Source organism: Geobacillus sp. E263, assembly GCF_007197795.1.
GTDB classification, from domain to species: Bacteria; Bacillota; Bacilli; order Bacillales; family Anoxybacillaceae; genus Parageobacillus_B; species Parageobacillus_B toebii.
Genome location: NZ_CP041632.1, coordinates 252,899 through 270,465, shown reverse-complemented (window position 1 = coordinate 270,465; position 17,567 = coordinate 252,899). Strand labels below are relative to the sequence as shown.

Sequence of the window (17,567 nt, the reverse complement as noted above, 5' to 3'; positions counted from 1 at the left end):
CACAAGACTTTCATGGGCAAACACCTCAATGGTGCTTAGCGCCCTGTGCGCCCGGTTCAAGACGCTTTTCATCATTTAAATTCCCATACTGCTTAATAATTTATTACCACTATTTTTTAAACGTTCTACTTCTTTATCATGCAGTCGCTTAAATCTTTCCCATGTCGCAAAACATTTTTCTCTATCGATTTCTTTTAAGTGATCTTTCGCATTCATGATGAGGAACGCACTATATAAATCTCGTTGAATTTTACAGCCATTCATATCGTTCCATCGTTCGGATAACCTCTTTTTTACATATTCACCCGTGATATGATTATATTGGCTGGCTTTCGCAGAGAATGTATCTATTTTTTTGAGCGTTTTTCCGTCATACCGTAATTTTCTGTCTAATATGGCTAAAAACATGCTTGGAGCTTTATTCGCTATACTTTTACCAAATCGTTTCTTTCTATTATACCTTCCTGTTTTCTCATTCATCGTTGTTTCTTTCGCTCTTGCTTGCAATGCTTTATAATTCATTGTTTCCACTTTAATATCATTGCCTAACGATAATATCCAATTTGCCAGCTTATTATGATCTTGCTTGCGTTTTTCCGCTAACTTCCTTTGCAGTTCCGCTAATTGATTTTTTGTTTTGATATAATTTTTGCTCCACATCCACTTTTCTTTGTTTCCTCGCTGGATGGTTCCATCTTCGTTGTACTTATTTGGATTATTTGCTCTCCGCTGCCGGTCTAGTTTTCGCTGCAGCCGCCTTTTTTCCGGATGGATGTCATCCACACTTGGAGCGAGTTCCAACAATTTTACTTCGTTCGGAGCGCAAATGGCGATCGTTTGCGTGCCAATGTCAATGCCGACCACTCCTTCACCACGGGGATGCTTGGCTTTGCCGGTTTGCCGATTGATTTTTTGCGGCGGAACCCCTTCCAAAATGAGTTGGGCATAATACTTTACTTTCCCCCGAATCCGTTTACGTACAATGCGGCAATACTTGATTCGGTCTTGCAAGGCGAGATGGGCATACACATCATTTGGTTGGATAATGACAGGGATCATCAGCCCATTCCAATGGATGGCATGGCTTTTGAAGCGAATCCCTGCGAAATTCGATTTTCCCTCTAACGAACCCATTTCGCCGAACCGTTTAAAATACACCCGTTTGGCAGCGCCAAACAAGAACCTTTCTACCGCTTTCCACGCTCTGGTGGCGATTTTTTGCGCCGTATGCGCGTCCATGTGTTTGCGGAAGTGGCGCTGCATTGGCTGAACGAAAGCGTGCATCGCATATTCGGAGAGTCCGTACTCGGTTCGCAGGTCGGAAAGTTGGCGATTTTTTTCTTTGGAGGGCTTCTGTTGAGCAAGGTCTTGATAGCGGGAATCATGTTGGAGTTTTTTGTACCGCTTCAAACATTCCTCTAAACAGGCGTTATACAAACAGCGGCCGATTTCAAACCGCTTTTCGAGGATATGTTTTTGCCATGATTCTGTCTGGAGCCGCAACGTCAATACATAGCTTGGTGTTTTCGCTCCCGCCAATGCAACCCACCTCCTTTACACATGTTTTTGATTTTCAATGTATTTCCTAACGGTTTCTTCTGAAACACATCCAACTGTACAGCAAAAATAGCCGCGAGTCCAAAGGGAAGGCAGTCGACTTTTCAAGGGCGGATATTTTTCACGAAAAATACGACTGCTTCGACCTTTCAATTTCTGGATTAACGCATGAATATGAATTCTTGGATCATAAGGAAATAAACCAATGAACATGGTCAGGCATGATTTCTAACGATTGGATTTCAACATCCTTTTCTTTCACCACTTGATAAAAAATTTTTCTTAAATCTTTTTCCATCTCACCGACTAACACTTTTCGTCTGTATTTTGGGTAGAAAATCACATGATATGGATGAAGATAAACCATTCCTTCTTTATGTAATATTGATCATAGAGATTTAATAAATCACCCCTATCTAATATCATGATAACCAAACATTAGATAGGTTACAATTATAATAATAAAGAATATTCTAATAATTTTATTATTCAGCCACTTCATCCCGATGACTAAAGTCACGGGCTTTCGTAGCAGTTATTCTTGTAACTATTTAGCTTTCTTAATAGATTGTTTTTACAGACGTTGTTTTAATCTATCCCTATCCTATCTATACTAAAGCTAATTTTTCTCCAAGAGAAAAAATTCCAAAAGCATTGACTATTTTCTGATTATTTCGTACAATAAAATTCAACAACGAATACATATTACGAGCAACATTTATGAGTCTATCATAAATGCCCCTCGTAATAGCTGTATTTGGCTGGAGGATTAGCATGTTTGAGAACAATACCATATATATCATCGGCGACGCGAAAGCGCCTTCAAACAATCCGATTACCCAGCAATATAATGCATTTTTCATTGGATTAGTGGTCAATAAAGAAAGCGGTATCATTGTTGATGCAGATTGTTCAACGACGATTGAACTGACGAAGTCCTTTGTCAAAAGTTTACTGGTCGGTCGATCGATATTGGACATTGACACAGTAACAAAAGAAATTCAAACTCGCTATTTCGGATCTTCACAAAAGGCGTTAATCGTTGCTTTTAAAAACGCCAGCTTAAAATATCAAAATATCGTTTCGTCAGCTGCTTCATCTGTACCTTCGTCACGCAGATGAAACCCAGCGAATAGAGCGATTGTTTCTCTCTATTTGCTGGGTTTTTATATTTTTACATTTCTATCAATGAAGGAGGAGAAACGATGATTCAAGACGGTATTGTTTACTTAAGTATTTTGCTGGCTTATGTCGCACTCATTGCTTTTACGGAGCAAAAATCCAAATCCAAACTTTTTAAAGTCGTTCCTGGAATTATTTTTATTTATGTCGGTGGAGCACTAATGCAAACATTTGGAGTTTTCGGGAAAACGGATTCGATCGACAACACGTACAATACCATGAGAAGCGTGTTGCTTCCCGCTATGCTCATTCTCATGCTTCTGCATTGTGATTTGCGAAAAATCATCAAAATGGGACCAAAAATCCTTCTTACCTTCTTCGCTGCTTCATTGACGATTATTGTTGGATTTACAGTCACCTATGTGTTATTTAAAGGGCTTTATGCGGAAGATACATGGAAAGCTTTTGCCGCGCTCAGCGCCAGCTGGACAGGTGGATCGGCAAACATGGTCATTCTACAAAAAATATTAGATGTTCCAGAAAACATTTTCGGCTACGCCTTAATGATGGACACGATCAACTATTCTATTTGGGTCATGTTTATGTTTTGGCTGGTGCCGTTTGCTAGCCGATTCAATCGCTGGACAAAAGCCAAAGCAATAGAAGTGCCGATTGCAGCGGACGAAGTGGCGACAACAAGCGAAAATCATCAAGGAAAAATGGGATTTACTGAATTAATTGTCTTACTTGGATTCAGCATTCTTTTATCAACAATTTGCACGGAAATCGGAAATGCTTTGCCTGAGGTGGGAGCCGTATTTAACGGATCAACGTGGACGATTGTATTCGCATCCATCATCGGTTTAGTATTGGCGATGACAAAAGCCGCAAAAATTCCTGGCTCCAGCGATGTATCGAAAGTCATGCTTTATGTCGTGATTGCATTGATTGCATCAAAAGCAGATTTTTCTCAATTATTTCAAGCGCCAATTTATATCATTTCCGGGTTCATGATTCTGTTGATTCACGCATTGTTAATGTTAGTAATCGCGAAAATATTCAAACTGGATTTGTTTACAATGGGAGTTGCATCACTATCTAATATCGGTGGAGTAGCGTCCGCGCCAATTCTTGCAGGCGCTTATCATCAGTCACTCATTCCTGTCGGGGTATTAATGGCGCTGCTGGGAAATTTACTTGGAACTTACTATGGATTGCTCACTGCTCATATTTTATCATCACTGTAACTGAAAGGATGTCTATTCATGAAAATAAAAGACGCAACCATCGCCACACAATCGACTCCATTAATAAAACCTTTCAAAACAGCGTTGCGAACGGCTACGCAAATTGAAAGCATCATCGTAAAAATCACTCTGGATAACGGAATTGAAGGGTATGGGGCCGCCGTCCCGACCGAAGCCATCACGGGAGAAACGAAACAAGGAATCATCGGTATTTTAGAAAATGTACTAATCCCTAAAATCATCGGTAAAGAAATCGAAGAAATAGCAAAAAACAGTAAAGATATTCAAACTAGTTGCATCGAAAACACAAGCGCGAAAGCAGCATTAGAAATGGCCATGTACGATGCGCTTTGCAAACTACTAAACATTCCACTGTATCAATTATTTGGAGGAAAAACGAACCATCATGTCAACGATATGACAATTAGTGTCAATAGTGTAGAAGAAATGGTCAGTGACGCAAAAAACGTGATGGAAAAAGGTTTTTCGATTTTAAAAATTAAAGTAGGAAAAGAAGCCGAAAAAGATATCGAACGAATCGAACGAATTTATGAAGAAGTAGGCCCAAACGTTTCACTTCGCATTGACGCTAATCAAGGATGGACATCGAAAGAAGCGGTGGAAATCATTCAATCGCTGGAACAACTCCAACTTCCGATCGAATTTATTGAGCAGCCCGTGCCTAAATACGACATAAAAGGTCTCCAGTTTATCCGAGAACGAGTCAACATACCGATTATGGCGGACGAAAGTGTATTCTCGGCTCGAGATGCACTAGAACTGATCCGTCATCACGCTGTCGATTTAATCAATATTAAGCTGATGAAAACAGGCGGATTACGGGAAGCATACAAGATTGCTAGTCTAGCTGAAGCGGCTGGCATCGAATGCATGATCGGAAGCATGATGGAACCAACTCTTTCTGTATTGGCAGCAACCCATTTAGCAATGGCCCATCCGAACATTACAAAAGTCGATTTAGATGCCCCTCTATGGATAGACGATGACAGCAGCCATTCTTTCTTTCAAGGAAGCAAGATTAACGTTCCTGATTTACCGGGCATTGGTTATGTTCCTTATATGCCTAATCATTGATCGTAAGAAAGGGGATGAGCAATGAAAAAATGGAAAAAGTACTTCACCGCATTCCTTTGCTTCTGCATGATGTTCTTCTTTCTTTCACCTGCAAATGCCAAAACGAACAAGGATGAAACGGCTTATGTTGACGTCTCTGTCGCAACGCTTTGGACAGAGCCGAATATTGCAAGAGACATTGACAGTCCATCACTATCCAACCCGGTCGATATGTGGAAGTGGACAAAAAGCATGACGTACGAAGAAAAACTATGGTTAGTGGGAAATCTCGAAACACAAGCGTTATACGGCATGAAAGTCACGATACTAGAAAAACAAGGAGATTGGGCTAAAGTTGTCGTACATGGCCAACCAACGCCGCGCCATCCGCTTGGATATCCAGGTTGGGTGCCAATTCGCCAACTGACCAAAGGAAACGCATTTGCACAATTTCAATCGAAACCATTTGCCCAAGTCACTTCGCCAACTGCGTGGCTTTACAAAGATCCAAAAGGGAACCATAAATTTATGGAAATCAGCTTTAACACTCGCCTTCCTGTGATTCACTCAACAAAAAACGCAGTCAAAGTGATGACACCAAGTGATGGGGCCAAATGGCTAAGAAAAGAGGATGTCCAAATTTTCCGTACTGAAGCAGACATTCCGAAACCAACTGGAGAAGACTTAGTCAATACCGCAAAACAGTTTTTAGGCTTACCTTATTTATGGGCAGGAACATCCGGATTTGGCTTTGACTGCTCTGGGTTTACCCATACGATTTATAAAGCGCACGGTATTACCATTCCCCGTGATTCATCCGTACAGGCCCAGTTCGGTACACCTGTCCCGGAAAGCGAACTGCAACCGGGCGATCTTCTCTTCTTTGCGTACAATAACGGAAAAGGAAGAGTCCACCACGTCGGCATGTATATCGGCAACGGCAAAATGATCCACTCGCCAAACTCCAGCACAACAGTACGCGTTGATGATTACCGTGCTCCTGGATATGGCGAAGAGTTCGCCGGCGCAAGAAGATACATCAACAAATAAGAAAGAACACAAAAAGGAGACATGAATGTTTCAGCTCATGTCTCCTTCTTCTTTTTTCCTCATTGTGTCTGTTAGAACAACAACCCCATTTTGGAAAATACAGACATAAAAAGAAGTTCCCTCTCCCTACATCACGCTTTTTTCTGTGTCGACGCTGACAGATCGGGTCGGAATCCAGCTTACGACCACCGTGACAACGATATTCACAATCAATGCGATAATTCCGACATTCAGATCTTGCACGACCTACGGCAGAGAAGGGAACAACGTGCCGATGCTGCTGCCCGATAATGTAATATAGGCAACTGTCGCAACACTAGCGATAATACCGGCAAACGCTCCTTGTTTCGTCACAAAATTGTTTTTCATCAGGCTGAGCACAAACGATGGGAACAACTGCGTCACGAGGCTATATCCCATAAGAAGCAGTGCAACGATCGTATTTCCGCCGCGGAACGTGAAATATAACGAAACTAACGCAATGACAGGGACGAGATATTTCGCTAGTTTCGTGACCTGATCGTCGGTAGCGGAAGGAGAAAACACTTTATAGACGTTTTTCGCAAGCAACGTCGATGCTGTCATTAAAATCATCGAACCCGGAACCATTGCCGTCAACAGCCCCGCTGCACCGATCAGCCCGACGACCCAAGGGTCAAACGTTTGAATGGACAACCGCAATAAAGCCAGATCAGCATCGGAGCCTTCTAAATGCGGAATTTGCAAAATCGCTGCAAAGCCGACAAAAAAGACAAACAGCAGCACTAACTGATAAAGAGGCAAAATCATCGCATTTTTCCGAAAAACGTTGGCGCTTTTCGCCGAATAAATCGAACCGAACGTATGCGGCCACATATAAAAACCAAGCACCGTTAACAGCACGGTGGAAATAAACCAAGACACGCTCATGCCTTTGTCCGGCAATACGAGAAACCCTGGTTTTGCTTGTTCAATTGCTTCAAACATCGGCTGAATTCCGCCGTAATAATGGAATGGAAGATAAAGACCTAAAAAGACCGCGACAACTAAAATCATAATATCTTTCACTACCGCTGTCCACGCCGAGCCGTGGATGCCCGAAATCATCACGTACACTGTAACGGAAAGAACACCGATCCATATCGCCGCCGTCGACGAAATCGTGCCGTATGAAGCTTGAGAAACGATAATACCCAATCCTTTTAGCTGCAGCACCAAATACGGAATAAGAGCGACCACCCCGACTAGGGAAACGAGCCCCCCTAACAGCGGACTGTTGTATTTGCTAACAAAAAAGTCAGATTGGGACATCAGCTGATGCTCTTTCGCATATTTCCATACTTTTGGAAGCATCCAATATGACAGCACATACGCCAAGCAGCCGTACGCGATAATGTAAAACATCGGCCTCCTTTCTTTGCCGTAAGCCCAACCGCTTCCGCCTAAAAAGGTAAATGTCGTATAAATTTCGCCGGCCAGGAGGAGAAAGACAAAGATCGTGCCAAACCCGCGGCCGCCGACCGTCCACTGTTCCAAGTTCATATCTTTTCCTTTGCGCGCTTGCACCCCTAAATAGAGGGAAAGCAACAGGAAAGCGAAAATAATCACCAATGCAGCATTCATGTACGCTCCTCCTCCCGCACTTCCGGATCAAAGCGGTAGACAATCGCCATGATGGCGGAAGTGAGAATCACCCAAGCGACAAGCCAAAAGAGAATAAACGGCATGCCAAGCACGTATGGAGTCACTTTATTGGCAAACGGGATGCCGCCAAGTATGCCAAGAAACGGAAGCACCATCAGCCAGCGAATTCCTTTCATCCTTATTTCCTCCCTCACGGAATAATAGGAAGCGGAAGCTTTTACGGGGCTTCCGCCAACAGTTTGAGCGCCGCATGGACAAACAAGCGCACGCCGATTTCTAATGCATCTTCATCAATCGTAAAGCGCGGATGATGGTGCGGATAGACAATGCCTTTTTCTTTATTTCCGGCGCCGACATAGAAGAAGCTTCCCGGTGCTTTTTGCTGGAATGCCGAAAAGTCTTCTCCGCCCATATTCGGCTTCAGATGATCAATCGCTTCCTCGCCAAATACTTCGCGTACTGTCTCCTCAATGACGCGGATCACTTTCTCATTGTTAACAACCGGACGATAACCGTATTCATATTCGAATTCGTAAGTTGCGCCGTGTGCTTCGGTAATGCCTTTGATGATCCGTTCCATTAATTTTGGTACGTTCTGGCGAAGCGTTGCATCAAAACTGCGCACCGTTCCTTGGATTTCCACGCTGCCTGGAATGACATTATGCGTCGTCCCGCCGATAAATTGCGTCACCGAAACGACGAGAGGCTCGAGCGGATCCGTGTTGCGCGACACGATATGCTGCAAGTTCGTCACTACTTGCGCGCCGATCGCGATCGAATCGATCGTTTGGTGCGGCAAAGCAGCATGCCCGCCTTTTCCATGAATCCGAATGAAAAAGCGGTCTGGAGAAGCCATCATCGGGCCGTACACAATGCCAATCTTGCCAGTTTCTAATGGCGCCCAAAGATGGGTGCCAATCACGACATCGACGCCGTCCATCACGCCTGCCTGCACCATTTCTTCCGCGCCGCCTGGATGCAGTTCTTCAGCATGTTGGAACAAAAAGCGGACTTCTCCTTTGATTTGCGGCCGCAGCCGCGAAAGAATTTTCGCTGTGCCAAGCAGCATCGCCGTATGCCCGTCATGCCCGCACGCATGCATCACGCCTGGATTTTTTGAAGCAAACTCAAACGTATTTTCCTCTTGAATCGGCAGTGCATCCATATCGGCGCGAATGGCCACCACTTTTCCCGGCTCATCCCCGATTAACCGCGCCATAACACTCGTTTTTGTCGGACGAGAAAGCTGCAAATTGCCAAATGACTGCAACGTTTCATAAACGAATTGCGCCGTTTTTTCTTCGTGAAACGATAGCTCCGGATTTGCATGCAAATGCCGTCTCCATGCAATGACTTCCTCTTTGATTTCATCCACCAGCTGTTTAATTTCTGTTTTTGTCATCTTCTCTTCCCCCTTTTTCCCATCTTATTCTCCCATCGCTAAACGCATTACCGTATGGTACAATACGTTCGCACCGGCCGCACAATCTTCCTTTGAACTCCATTCCTCCGGGCTATGGCTGATCCCATCTTTCGAGCGGACAAAAATCATCCCGATCGGGCAAAGATCCACGAGCTGCACCCCGTCATGGGCAGCGCCGCTAGGAAGGGAGAACACATCAAAACCTAGTTGTTTACACGCTTCCTTCGCTGCATTTTGTACAAGTTCGGAACATAATACCGGAGGCATCTCTTGCAGCCGCTCGACAGTGACCTTTACATTTCTCTCTTGGCCAATTTGTTGCGCTCGTTCAATAATCGACTGGAATACGTTATCGCGCACTGCCGCGTCAATATCCCGCAAATCTAAGGAAAATTCGACTCGTGCCGGAATGACGTTAATTCCTCCCGGGAACACCTGCATTTGCCCAACGGTTCCCACGGTGGTTCCTGTCTTTTTCGCCTCTTGTTCGATCATTTGGATGATCTGTGCTGCGGCAACAAGCGGATCGCGGCGGATTGGCATTGGCGTTGCCCCGGCGTGTTCCGCTTTTCCTTCTACCGTAAATTTCGCCCATACAAGCCCGGCGATCCCTGTGACAATTCCGATGGGAAGATTCGCTTGTTCCAAAACACGCCCTTGTTCAATATGTAACTCGACATAAGCTTTTACTGATCCTTTTCGCCGCGCAGCCTTGCCTATTTCACTGGGGTCAAGCCCCGCTGCTTTCATCGCTTCGGCAATCGAAATTCCATGTTTATCTTGATGAACGAGTTCTTCCTCCGACAATGTTCCCGCCATTCCACGGCTGCCGATCATACCGTAACTAAAGCGTGCTCCTTCTTCATCGGTAAAGGCAACGACTTCAATCGGATGCTTCGTTTCCACCCCTCGTTCGTTCATCGTTTGTAACACTTCCACCGCGGAAAGCACTCCGAGCGGACCGTCAAACATTCCTCCGTTATAGACGGAGTCTAAGTGCGAACCGACCAGCACGACAGCGGCCTCCGGATCTTTTCCTTCTTTACGTCCAAGCAAATTTCCAACCGCATCTTCATACACGGCAAGCCCTGCTTCCTTCATATACGAAGCTACTTTTTCCTTTGCGGCACGTTCTTCTTTTGTAAACGATAAACGAGTAACCCCACCTGACGGCTGTTTTCCAATCTTGCCTAATTCCATCAGCCGATTCCAAAGCCGGTTTTCATTAATCATTTCGTTCCTCCCTTCTCATTACGATTTACGGATGAATTTCGGTTATGACCTTAATTATAATATAATTATTAAAATTTTTGAATAATTTAATTTATAAAAAATTCATATTAAAAAAAATATAGCGAACAAACGACGTTTGTTCGCTACTAATAATCATAAAAAAATACGATAAATTTTTCTTGGACGGCCGCGAGGATATGGATTTGTTTCGCCAATGACCTCCGCCAATCCTTTATGTTTCAATTCATTCAAAATCCGTCTTGCGCTTCTTGGCAAAATTTGCATATGTGTTGCTAGTTCGTAAGCATTAATCTCATTTTTTCCCAGCTTTCGTAATATGGCGCTTAATTTGCTCAATGTTGCGACACTCAAATTCGTTTTTTGGCTGATCGCCTGCAGCTCGGCGCAATCAAAAGAATAACGTATTTGTTCCGAACGACCTAACGGCCCAACAATCGTATCATCATCAAATATGACCATCCACGTGCCTCTTCCATATTTCTTCGCATGAAGAAACGCTTTACCGGCATGAATTTCGGCTTCATAAGCAGTCCTTCCTATCCCGATTCCACACGTCACCATCTCTTGATCAATGTGTTCTATTTCATCCATCGCCGGAATGATTCTGTAATGATCGGTGATATCCTTTAATACTCCTCTTGTCGTAAAAATAACATAACGGCCAGGACCGGCAGTTTTCAACGATCCTTGTATTTTTTTGGCATATCTCAACAACTTTTCCGTTACTTTCATTTCCATCTTATATATTTCATCAGTCGAAAATGTTTCGCTCGATATCGCAGATAACGAGTCGACTTCGATCATCTGGACAGCGATTTGCGCGTCTTGAAAGCGCAGCATTTCGCCCGTGCGAATGATCATTTGCATCACCGACTCCACCGCCGAACGGGCAGGCAGCACGCGATATACGGGCACGCCAAGCTTTTGTAATTCAAGATGCGCTGTCCGCAAACATGTCACCGCCGCTTTCGTTACTCCTTGCTTCCATAACTCATAATGATACTGTGCTAAAACTTCCGCGGAAATCTCCCCTTGATAATGTTTCACATGCGGAACTCGTTCGCAAATCCCCGCCTCATCCAACAGCCGTTCGATTTCCGATGGATGATACGTATCAAAACTTAATTGATGGATGGGGATTTGCCGCTCATAATAAATATGCAACAGCGTCCGATATAAACTTGCCCCCGTATGCGGAACATAAAACATCGGGCAGTCGACCTCTCCCCACTCTTTCACAATAGAATAAGGAACTTGTCCCGAAAAAAGCCACATATCGACTTGATGAATAAACGGACGAATAAGATCGATAATTTCGTCTTCGTCCCAATATACAACAGGCACACAATAAAGCTCCTTATATTCATTCGCAATGTTTTGAATCATTTCCAACGAATCATCCGCCCCTAATATTCCCAGACGTATGCGAATCGTTCGTCCCTCCCCTTTTCAGGACCGCAAAATCCCCTTTGTTGTCAAATAACGTTTGCGCATGCAGCCCATTCTTCAGTCCAGTAAATCAGCGATGACCTTTTCGGCGATGGCGTGAATTTCTTTGCGATCGTATATTTTATTTTCCTCCACTTCGAAAAACTCACGTACCGCTTCATTAACAAGCTGATTTAACTCCTGCCGATTCTGTTCTTTTCCAAATATATATCCTGTTTTTACAAGTTTATCGAGCATCGACTCCACAAGTTCGCTAACAGGGTATGGCTCTTCCTCATCCCAATACTCGTCATCATCCCATTCCTCGATGAAATCATCGTCCTCTTCGAAATCTTCCGATAGGAGATGATCTGTCATATAATCCATCATCTCATTCACTTTCTTGGAAATACTGCTTGCGGAAACGCCATAAAGATGCGCCAAATCCGTCTGTGTTACTGCCTCGCCGCGCAAAATCCGACAAACAAAATAATGCAAAGCAGCCGCATGCAAAGGAACGCTGCGAATAACAGGTTGGCAGGTATCACAATATTCATGCCAAATCGCTTTTGCCATATTCAAATTCATACTTTGCGGCATTTTCTTTTCTAATTCATAAACCACCGCTGCGTAATTCGGATGTTCCCATTCGAACGGATCGGCTATGAATGACACGAGCAAACGAACGGCCGTCATCCACGCGCTTGGAAAGGATGTCCGCAAAAATGCACGCGCATCTTCCGGTCCGTATGCTTCCCAATCCTCTTTTAGCGAACATGCAATTTCATGGGCGATCATATTTGGAAATGAAAAAAAGGTGGTAAAATACGTGTATTCCTCTCCGGCAGGCACTATAATCCCCATTAGCAAATCTCCTATTTGCACTTGCGGCAATGGCTCACTGTCAAAAATGCGCACGACTCGTTTTTCCAATGTCAACACATCTTGAACGACGAAACGCCGTTCTCCTTGAAGCTCTACCACTATATCAAAAGACGGCGCCGCTCCAATCCATGACGCAAGAATGGAGCGAGTGGAAGGCCGCCATAACGAACCTCTCCACTTTACATATCGCTCAATGATCGTTTCGCCCCGCGGCGTCACTGGAACGCAAAAAATAGTCCAATTTGCTATAAAAAAACTAATCGCCTCTCCGATTTCCCCATGTTGTTCCCATTCTCCTGGATCGCCGATGGTTTTTAACAACTCATCCGCATATTCTTCGGTCGCATACCATAATAAATCATGCATGCATTCCGTTAATTGTTGATCCACTGCGGTTTGTATGGAAACAATGTTCCCCTTCCCACTTCTGCGAGAATATGGGGCGTTTTTATCCGATTTCATTTTATCACTCCACTTCTTTGTTCTATATTATCATTCTACCAAAAAGCGCTCGCTTTCTATCGCAAAAACATATAAAATTTCTAAATTTACTGATACAAATTTGTATAAAAAAATGCCAAAACTAGGCGAACCTAGTTTTGGCAAAATGTTCACGGCCATCTCCTAGTCTTTCGTATTTCACAAATGGATCGATGACAGTAATTTTTTGTGCTTCCGCGTCGCTAATTCCCGCGTAAAAATCTGCAGTGCCATCCTCCTTCCGAATTAACCCGCCGCTAAATACCACATCAACGAGGTCTGGGCGTTTCGCAGGACCTTCCAAAAAATGTGATCTTGTCGCAATTAATTCGATATCGGAAAGCTCCATTGTATCCGGATTCAACACAAATACCATCGGATAATAGTGGCGTTTGCCATCTTCACCGAAACGAGCAATATGCCCAAGAACACCAACAAGTCCATTCGAAAGCAAGTGAAGTTCATTGACTCCTCCCCATTCGTCATCTACGAACTGATTATCCAAAAGAGGAGCCTCTTCCATGATCTCCACTGTCAACTCATCTAATGAATCGATTCGTGTAAAACCTATTTTCCCTCGTCCGCCTTTTTCCCCTTGCGGACGTGTAAACACACCAACTGATCCATCTTTTAACTCAATCAATCGAATATCTTTCATCCCATCTGGGCCTTTTGCAAATTCTTTTAAACTAGAGATATTCTTCCCTTTGTAAAAAATCGTTCTCCAGCTTAAGGTGCCTTCTATGGATGGATGTGGAAAAGTTTGTACTCCACCGAAGATCAATTCCCCGCGAATTCTCGAAACAAATGGGTCTTGAAGCGTGAATACTGGCGCTCCTTCCTTTGGCACCCATTCTTCTCCACGGTTCACAAAGAAATGCACTTCCGAATGCTCACTATCTCTTGGCTCTACTCGACCAGCGATAACAAATTCTCCCTCGTCTTCAAACGGTGCCGAGATATTATATACATCCCGTTCTCCCACTCCTGTAAAAACCAACTTCTCCGGACTAAACGGCTTCGGCCCTTGTTCAAACTCTTTTAATAACACCTCACATGTTTTGACGCTGGCCTTCTTCAACAGCATAAAACTCCTCCCAAATATATCATAATGCTTCACATAGATGTATTGTCGCAAAGTAATATAATGAAGGTGTTTACCTTTATTAGATATTAACAAGCTGGCATCAGAAGTCAAGTAGGTAACTAGCACCAAAAACGCATTATGCCCATCACAATTGGCCAAACGCCAGAAAGAAAAGTTTTTGTTATTTTTACCAATTGTTTCATGTTATTTGCATTTGGTGCATTCAGACCAACTCGCTTCACTAAATTATTATTTTTTAGCTATTCTTTACTTGCAAATCTTTTGCACTGATAATACGCGGTTTTTTTACTATATCATTATATAAATTCAGGTTGAAATTCGACACATTATTCCGCCCAACATAGCCTTCTGCAATCATAAAAAATTCATCAGAAACAAAACTACCTTAGCCCAACGCAATAGGAGCTAAGGTAAGTTTGCTGACTATACGATTTTTCCTTCCGCTTATGAATTTGGATTGTCCACTGTTTTCCTTGAAACGACAATGGGGATTGCTATCTACTTGACGGGGATATGTTCAGACGGCAAGTGGTCCTCTGCCGGACACACCCGTTTTCGGCCGATCGATTCGTAAATGATTCCTGCCTCGCGCGCACTCGCTAGACTGTAACAATTCCGCCCATCCAACACAAGCGGCGTTTTCATTAAATTCGCATATTGACGGACGTCAAATTGCCGGATTTCCGGCCACTCCGTAAAAATAAAACAAATATCGGCGTTCGCAACCGCCTCTTCGATCGTCGAACAATAGGTGATTTCCTTTGGAAATACGCGCTTTGCGTTTTCCATCCCAACAGGGTCCCACACCCTTACATTTGCGCCTTCTTCCAATAATACCGCGATATTAGCAAGGGAAGGGGCCTCCCTTATATCGTCCGTTCCCGGCTTAAACGTAAGACCTAACACCGCCACCTCCAGCCCGCGAAAATGGCTCACGTACGTTCTTGCCTTTTCGATCAATTTCACTTTTTGACTTTCATTCACTTCCATTGCGGCTTGCACCGTTTTCAGTTCATAATCGCAACCATCGGCAAGCCAACGCAGCGCTTTCGTGTCTTTCGGAAAACACGACCCGCCATAACCGATGCCGGCGCGCAAAAAACGGCTCCCGATCCGCGGATCCATTCCCATTCCTTCCGCCACGTCTTCGATATTGGCGCCAACCATTTCGCATAAATTCGCGATTTCATTAATATAGGATATTTTCAAGGCGAGAAAAACATTGGATGCGTATTTCACCATTTCCGCACTTTTTCGATCTGTCACGACATAAGGAAGATAAAACGGGTCATACACTTCTTTCATGATCTTCTCCGCATGCGGCGATTCTACCCCTAACACAATTCTTGACGCATGCAGCGTATCCTTGATTGCTGTCCCTTGTGATAAAAACTCGGGATTCGCCACAACCTCAATATGAACGGGGTGCTTCCGGTGTTCATATATCCAACGTTCCACTTGATCGCTTGTCCCAACGGGAACGGTAGATTTCACCGCCACTACACAGTCTTTTTCCACCGTCTGCGCAATCTGCTTTGCCGCTTCCCATACATATTGCAAATTCACGGATCCATCCGGCTCTTCCGGGGTGCCAACAGCGATGATAATCACATCTGCCCGCCGGCACGCCGCCGCATAGTCAGCCGTAAACAACAACCGCTCGCGATTTTTTCTTATTAACTCCTCCAACCCAGGTTCATAGATCGGAGATTTCCCTCGCTGAAGCAATGCCACTTTTTCCACATCGACATCCACGCACGCCACCTTATGTCCCTTTTCCGCCAGACACGCGGCCGTGACTAGTCCCACATATCCTACACCCGCTACGGCAATATCCATATTTCATCACACCTTTGATGGTTTACTCCGCTCGCAAATGCGATTCATGGCATACGGCCGTCCAATAACCCATCATTTCTGCCAAACGCTCGCATTCGTCCATGATATTCTCATTCATATATGAAGTTATTATAACTGATAATGAACCTCTTTTGCATTTTCCATGATTGTGTATGTAAGTGCAGATCCATCATATGGAATTCCATGTGAGTGTTCTAAAGGTTTATTCGATTTACCTATTTATGACGAAATTCATTGGTTTTTGTTGATTTTGTTGAATTTATCGATTTTATTGGATTTATTCATTTTCTTTATAAGTTACTAATGTGCTTGATACTTCTAATTATTGAAAAAAACAAAAAGGAGAGCCGTCCACTTCTGACTGTGGCAAGCTCTCCTTCTCTTTGGCAAAACTCGAAAAGAAACAATGCGCTACACCGGTACTATTTCATCCACTTTCGCACTTCCTCTTCCGTAAGGCCAGTGAGATCGGCGATGTCTTTCGCTGTCATTCCTTTTGCCGCCATATGGCGAATCATTTTCTTCCGTTCTTCCTCTCGTCCTTCTTCCCGCCCTTTCTTCAATCCTTCCTCTAGTCCTGCACGCCGCTCCCCAAGAAGATTGGAAAGCTGATCGCGCAGCCATTTTAAACGCATTTCATACGCATATCGGTTTTCCGGACTGACACTTAGCTTTTCCCATTCTTCTAACGCTTCGCGAATTTCTTGTTCATTCATCGCCCACTCCTCCAATTCGCTCCACATCGTTTCATCTAATCTGCTATCACGGCCGTCTACCACCGATAACATCATCAGCCACGGCACTTCTGCTGACTTTTTCATCTCCCGCCGATATTTCTTCCATTGTACCATAAACTGCGACAAATCAATCGCATGGAATTCGATATGAGCACTCCAAAGGAAATGTTCCTCATCTTCACGTAAATGAAACACGGTATGAAAACGGTCTGTTTCATGAGGAAATAAAGGGTAGTTGAGGATCGTAACCATAATGGTTGGAGGAAGTTCGGAATACGCTTGTCCTGAAGAGAGCGACGCAGAAAACAGCCTCGCCCAATAATACAACACCCGCTCCGGCAAATCATGCTGTTGAACAACTTGAATTTCCACGTTAATCCGCTCGCCCCGGTCGGTAAATACGAGCACATCCAAGCGGCTCGTTTTGCCATCTTCCGTTTCTTTCGCAAGTTCCGTATTTTCATACTGCACATCGACAACGCGGTTGCGTCCGCTCCGATGCAAAATTGCATTCAGAAAAGCGATCGTAATCCGCTTTCGGCTTGGATGCCCAAACAGCTGTTTAAACATGAAGTCCATTTTCAAGTCGAGGTATTCTTTCATGACGAGGATCATCCTTTCGAGGAAATATAGAGGATAGTAGAGGATGCATCTTTATTACAATAGACAGAGGCAAAAAAGTCAATATTAAATTATGAATCTTCTGATAAATACAAAGA

At 44.0% G+C, this 17,567-nt stretch carries 15 protein-coding genes and 1 pseudogene; 4 read left to right on the top strand and 12 right to left on the bottom strand.

All coding sequences use genetic code 11. The annotated features are described in order from the left end of the window. Positions 1-75: 75 nt before the first annotated feature. The 3 genes from FNL97_RS01340 to tnpA (FNL97_RS18210) are packed head-to-tail and all read right to left on the bottom strand — an operon-like array spanning position 76 to position 1,924. A complete protein-coding gene (locus tag FNL97_RS01340; protein ID WP_143414868.1) occupies positions 76-1,539 on the bottom strand; it encodes an RNA-guided endonuclease TnpB family protein in 1,464 nt (487 codons plus the stop codon). Between the two features lie 15 nt (positions 1,540-1,554). After that, entirely contained in the window at positions 1,555-1,770 is a 216-nt protein-coding gene (gene tnpA / locus FNL97_RS18655) for an IS200/IS605 family transposase (protein ID WP_205729486.1), read from the bottom strand. Then, positions 1,745-1,924: an IS200/IS605 family transposase gene (tnpA, locus tag FNL97_RS18210; RefSeq protein WP_233252989.1), complete on the bottom strand. Its 180-nt coding sequence runs from the start codon at positions 1,922-1,924 to the stop codon at positions 1,745-1,747. The genes tnpA (FNL97_RS18655) and tnpA (FNL97_RS18210) overlap by 26 nt, the downstream gene beginning before the upstream one ends. A gap of 407 nt (positions 1,925-2,331) precedes the next feature. On the opposite strand from tnpA (FNL97_RS18210), the gene FNL97_RS01330 reads away from it, so the two are divergent. The 4 genes from FNL97_RS01330 (at position 2,332) to FNL97_RS01315 (ending at position 6,050) form a co-directional block, all read left to right on the top strand. After that, the gene (locus FNL97_RS01330; protein WP_143414867.1) at positions 2,332-2,679 is read left to right on the top strand and encodes a DUF3870 domain-containing protein; all 348 of its coding nucleotides are present in this window, start codon (positions 2,332-2,334) and stop codon (positions 2,677-2,679) included. 83 nt (positions 2,680-2,762) lie between these two features. Next, a complete protein-coding gene (locus FNL97_RS01325; protein ID WP_143414866.1) occupies positions 2,763-3,926 on the top strand; it encodes a DUF819 family protein in 1,164 nt (387 codons plus the stop codon). Positions 3,927-3,944: 18 nt separating this feature from the next. Continuing rightward, complete coding sequence (locus FNL97_RS01320) at positions 3,945-5,021, top strand: dipeptide epimerase (protein WP_143414865.1); 1,077 nt, start codon at positions 3,945-3,947, stop codon at positions 5,019-5,021. A 21-nt stretch (positions 5,022-5,042) separates the two neighbouring features. Then, a complete protein-coding gene (locus FNL97_RS01315) occupies positions 5,043-6,050 on the top strand; it encodes a C40 family peptidase (protein ID WP_143414864.1) in 1,008 nt (335 codons plus the stop codon). Between the two features lie 126 nt (positions 6,051-6,176). Here FNL97_RS01315 and FNL97_RS01310 read toward each other — a convergent pair. The 9 genes and pseudogenes from FNL97_RS01310 to FNL97_RS01270 all read right to left on the bottom strand — a co-directional run bounded on the left by FNL97_RS01310 (position 6,177) and on the right by FNL97_RS01270 (position 17,451). Then, positions 6,177-7,652: pseudogene (locus FNL97_RS01310) on the bottom strand (sodium:solute symporter family protein). After that, positions 7,649-7,849: a DUF3311 domain-containing protein gene (locus tag FNL97_RS01305; protein ID WP_015865211.1), complete on the bottom strand. Its 201-nt coding sequence runs from the start codon at positions 7,847-7,849 to the stop codon at positions 7,649-7,651. Before FNL97_RS01305 ends, FNL97_RS01310 begins: the two are co-directional and overlap by 4 nt. Positions 7,850-7,890: 41 nt before the next feature. Further along, positions 7,891-9,075 carry a M20 family metallopeptidase gene (locus FNL97_RS01300; protein WP_143414863.1) on the bottom strand — a complete coding sequence of 395 codons (1,185 nt, stop codon included), beginning with the start codon at positions 9,073-9,075 and terminating at the stop codon, positions 7,891-7,893. 24 nt (positions 9,076-9,099) lie between these two features. After that, entirely contained in the window at positions 9,100-10,329 is a 1,230-nt protein-coding gene (locus tag FNL97_RS01295; RefSeq protein ID WP_143414862.1) for a Zn-dependent hydrolase, read from the bottom strand. Between the two features lie 153 nt (positions 10,330-10,482). Continuing rightward, positions 10,483-11,781, bottom strand: a complete 1,299-nt coding sequence (locus FNL97_RS01290; RefSeq protein WP_143414861.1) for an ArsR family transcriptional regulator — start codon at positions 11,779-11,781, stop codon at positions 10,483-10,485. A gap of 75 nt (positions 11,782-11,856) precedes the next feature. Beyond that, the gene (locus FNL97_RS01285; protein ID WP_143414860.1) at positions 11,857-13,125 is read right to left on the bottom strand and encodes a helix-turn-helix domain-containing protein; all 1,269 of its coding nucleotides are present in this window, start codon (positions 13,123-13,125) and stop codon (positions 11,857-11,859) included. Positions 13,126-13,246: 121 nt separating this feature from the next. After that, complete coding sequence (locus FNL97_RS01280) at positions 13,247-14,230, bottom strand: MTP-1 family protein (RefSeq protein ID WP_143414859.1); 984 nt, start codon at positions 14,228-14,230, stop codon at positions 13,247-13,249. 519 nt (positions 14,231-14,749) lie between these two features. After that, on the bottom strand, positions 14,750-16,090 hold the full coding sequence (locus tag FNL97_RS01275; protein WP_143414858.1) for a UDP-glucose dehydrogenase family protein: 1,341 nt from the start codon (positions 16,088-16,090) through the stop codon (positions 14,750-14,752). Positions 16,091-16,533: 443 nt separating this feature from the next. After that, the gene (locus FNL97_RS01270; RefSeq protein ID WP_240345848.1) at positions 16,534-17,451 is read right to left on the bottom strand and encodes an Rpn family recombination-promoting nuclease/putative transposase; all 918 of its coding nucleotides are present in this window, start codon (positions 17,449-17,451) and stop codon (positions 16,534-16,536) included. Positions 17,452-17,567 lie beyond the last annotated feature (116 nt).

What these genes read in the sequence shown, in the direction of transcription:
- tnpA (WP_205729486.1), bottom strand. Translation starts at nt 1,770, where the DNA reads ATGTTCATTGGTTTATTTCCTTATGATCCAAGAATTCATATTCATGCG.
- tnpA (WP_233252989.1), bottom strand. Translation starts at nt 1,924, where the DNA reads ATGGTTTATCTTCATCCATATCATGTGATTTTCTACCCAAAATACAGA.
- FNL97_RS01330 (WP_143414867.1), top strand. Translation starts at nt 2,332, where the DNA reads ATGTTTGAGAACAATACCATATATATCATCGGCGACGCGAAAGCGCCT.
- FNL97_RS01325 (WP_143414866.1), top strand. Translation starts at nt 2,763, where the DNA reads ATGATTCAAGACGGTATTGTTTACTTAAGTATTTTGCTGGCTTATGTC.
- FNL97_RS01320 (WP_143414865.1), top strand. Translation starts at nt 3,945, where the DNA reads ATGAAAATAAAAGACGCAACCATCGCCACACAATCGACTCCATTAATA.
- FNL97_RS01315 (WP_143414864.1), top strand. Translation starts at nt 5,043, where the DNA reads ATGAAAAAATGGAAAAAGTACTTCACCGCATTCCTTTGCTTCTGCATG.
- FNL97_RS01305 (WP_015865211.1), bottom strand. Translation starts at nt 7,849, where the DNA reads ATGAAAGGAATTCGCTGGCTGATGGTGCTTCCGTTTCTTGGCATACTT.
- FNL97_RS01300 (WP_143414863.1), bottom strand. Translation starts at nt 9,075, where the DNA reads ATGACAAAAACAGAAATTAAACAGCTGGTGGATGAAATCAAAGAGGAA.
- FNL97_RS01295 (WP_143414862.1), bottom strand. Translation starts at nt 10,329, where the DNA reads ATGATTAATGAAAACCGGCTTTGGAATCGGCTGATGGAATTAGGCAAG.
- FNL97_RS01285 (WP_143414860.1), bottom strand. Translation starts at nt 13,125, where the DNA reads ATGAAATCGGATAAAAACGCCCCATATTCTCGCAGAAGTGGGAAGGGG.
- FNL97_RS01280 (WP_143414859.1), bottom strand. Translation starts at nt 14,230, where the DNA reads ATGCTGTTGAAGAAGGCCAGCGTCAAAACATGTGAGGTGTTATTAAAA.
- FNL97_RS01275 (WP_143414858.1), bottom strand. Translation starts at nt 16,090, where the DNA reads ATGGATATTGCCGTAGCGGGTGTAGGATATGTGGGACTAGTCACGGCC.
- FNL97_RS01270 (WP_240345848.1), bottom strand. Translation starts at nt 17,451, where the DNA reads ATGAAAGAATACCTCGACTTGAAAATGGACTTCATGTTTAAACAGCTG.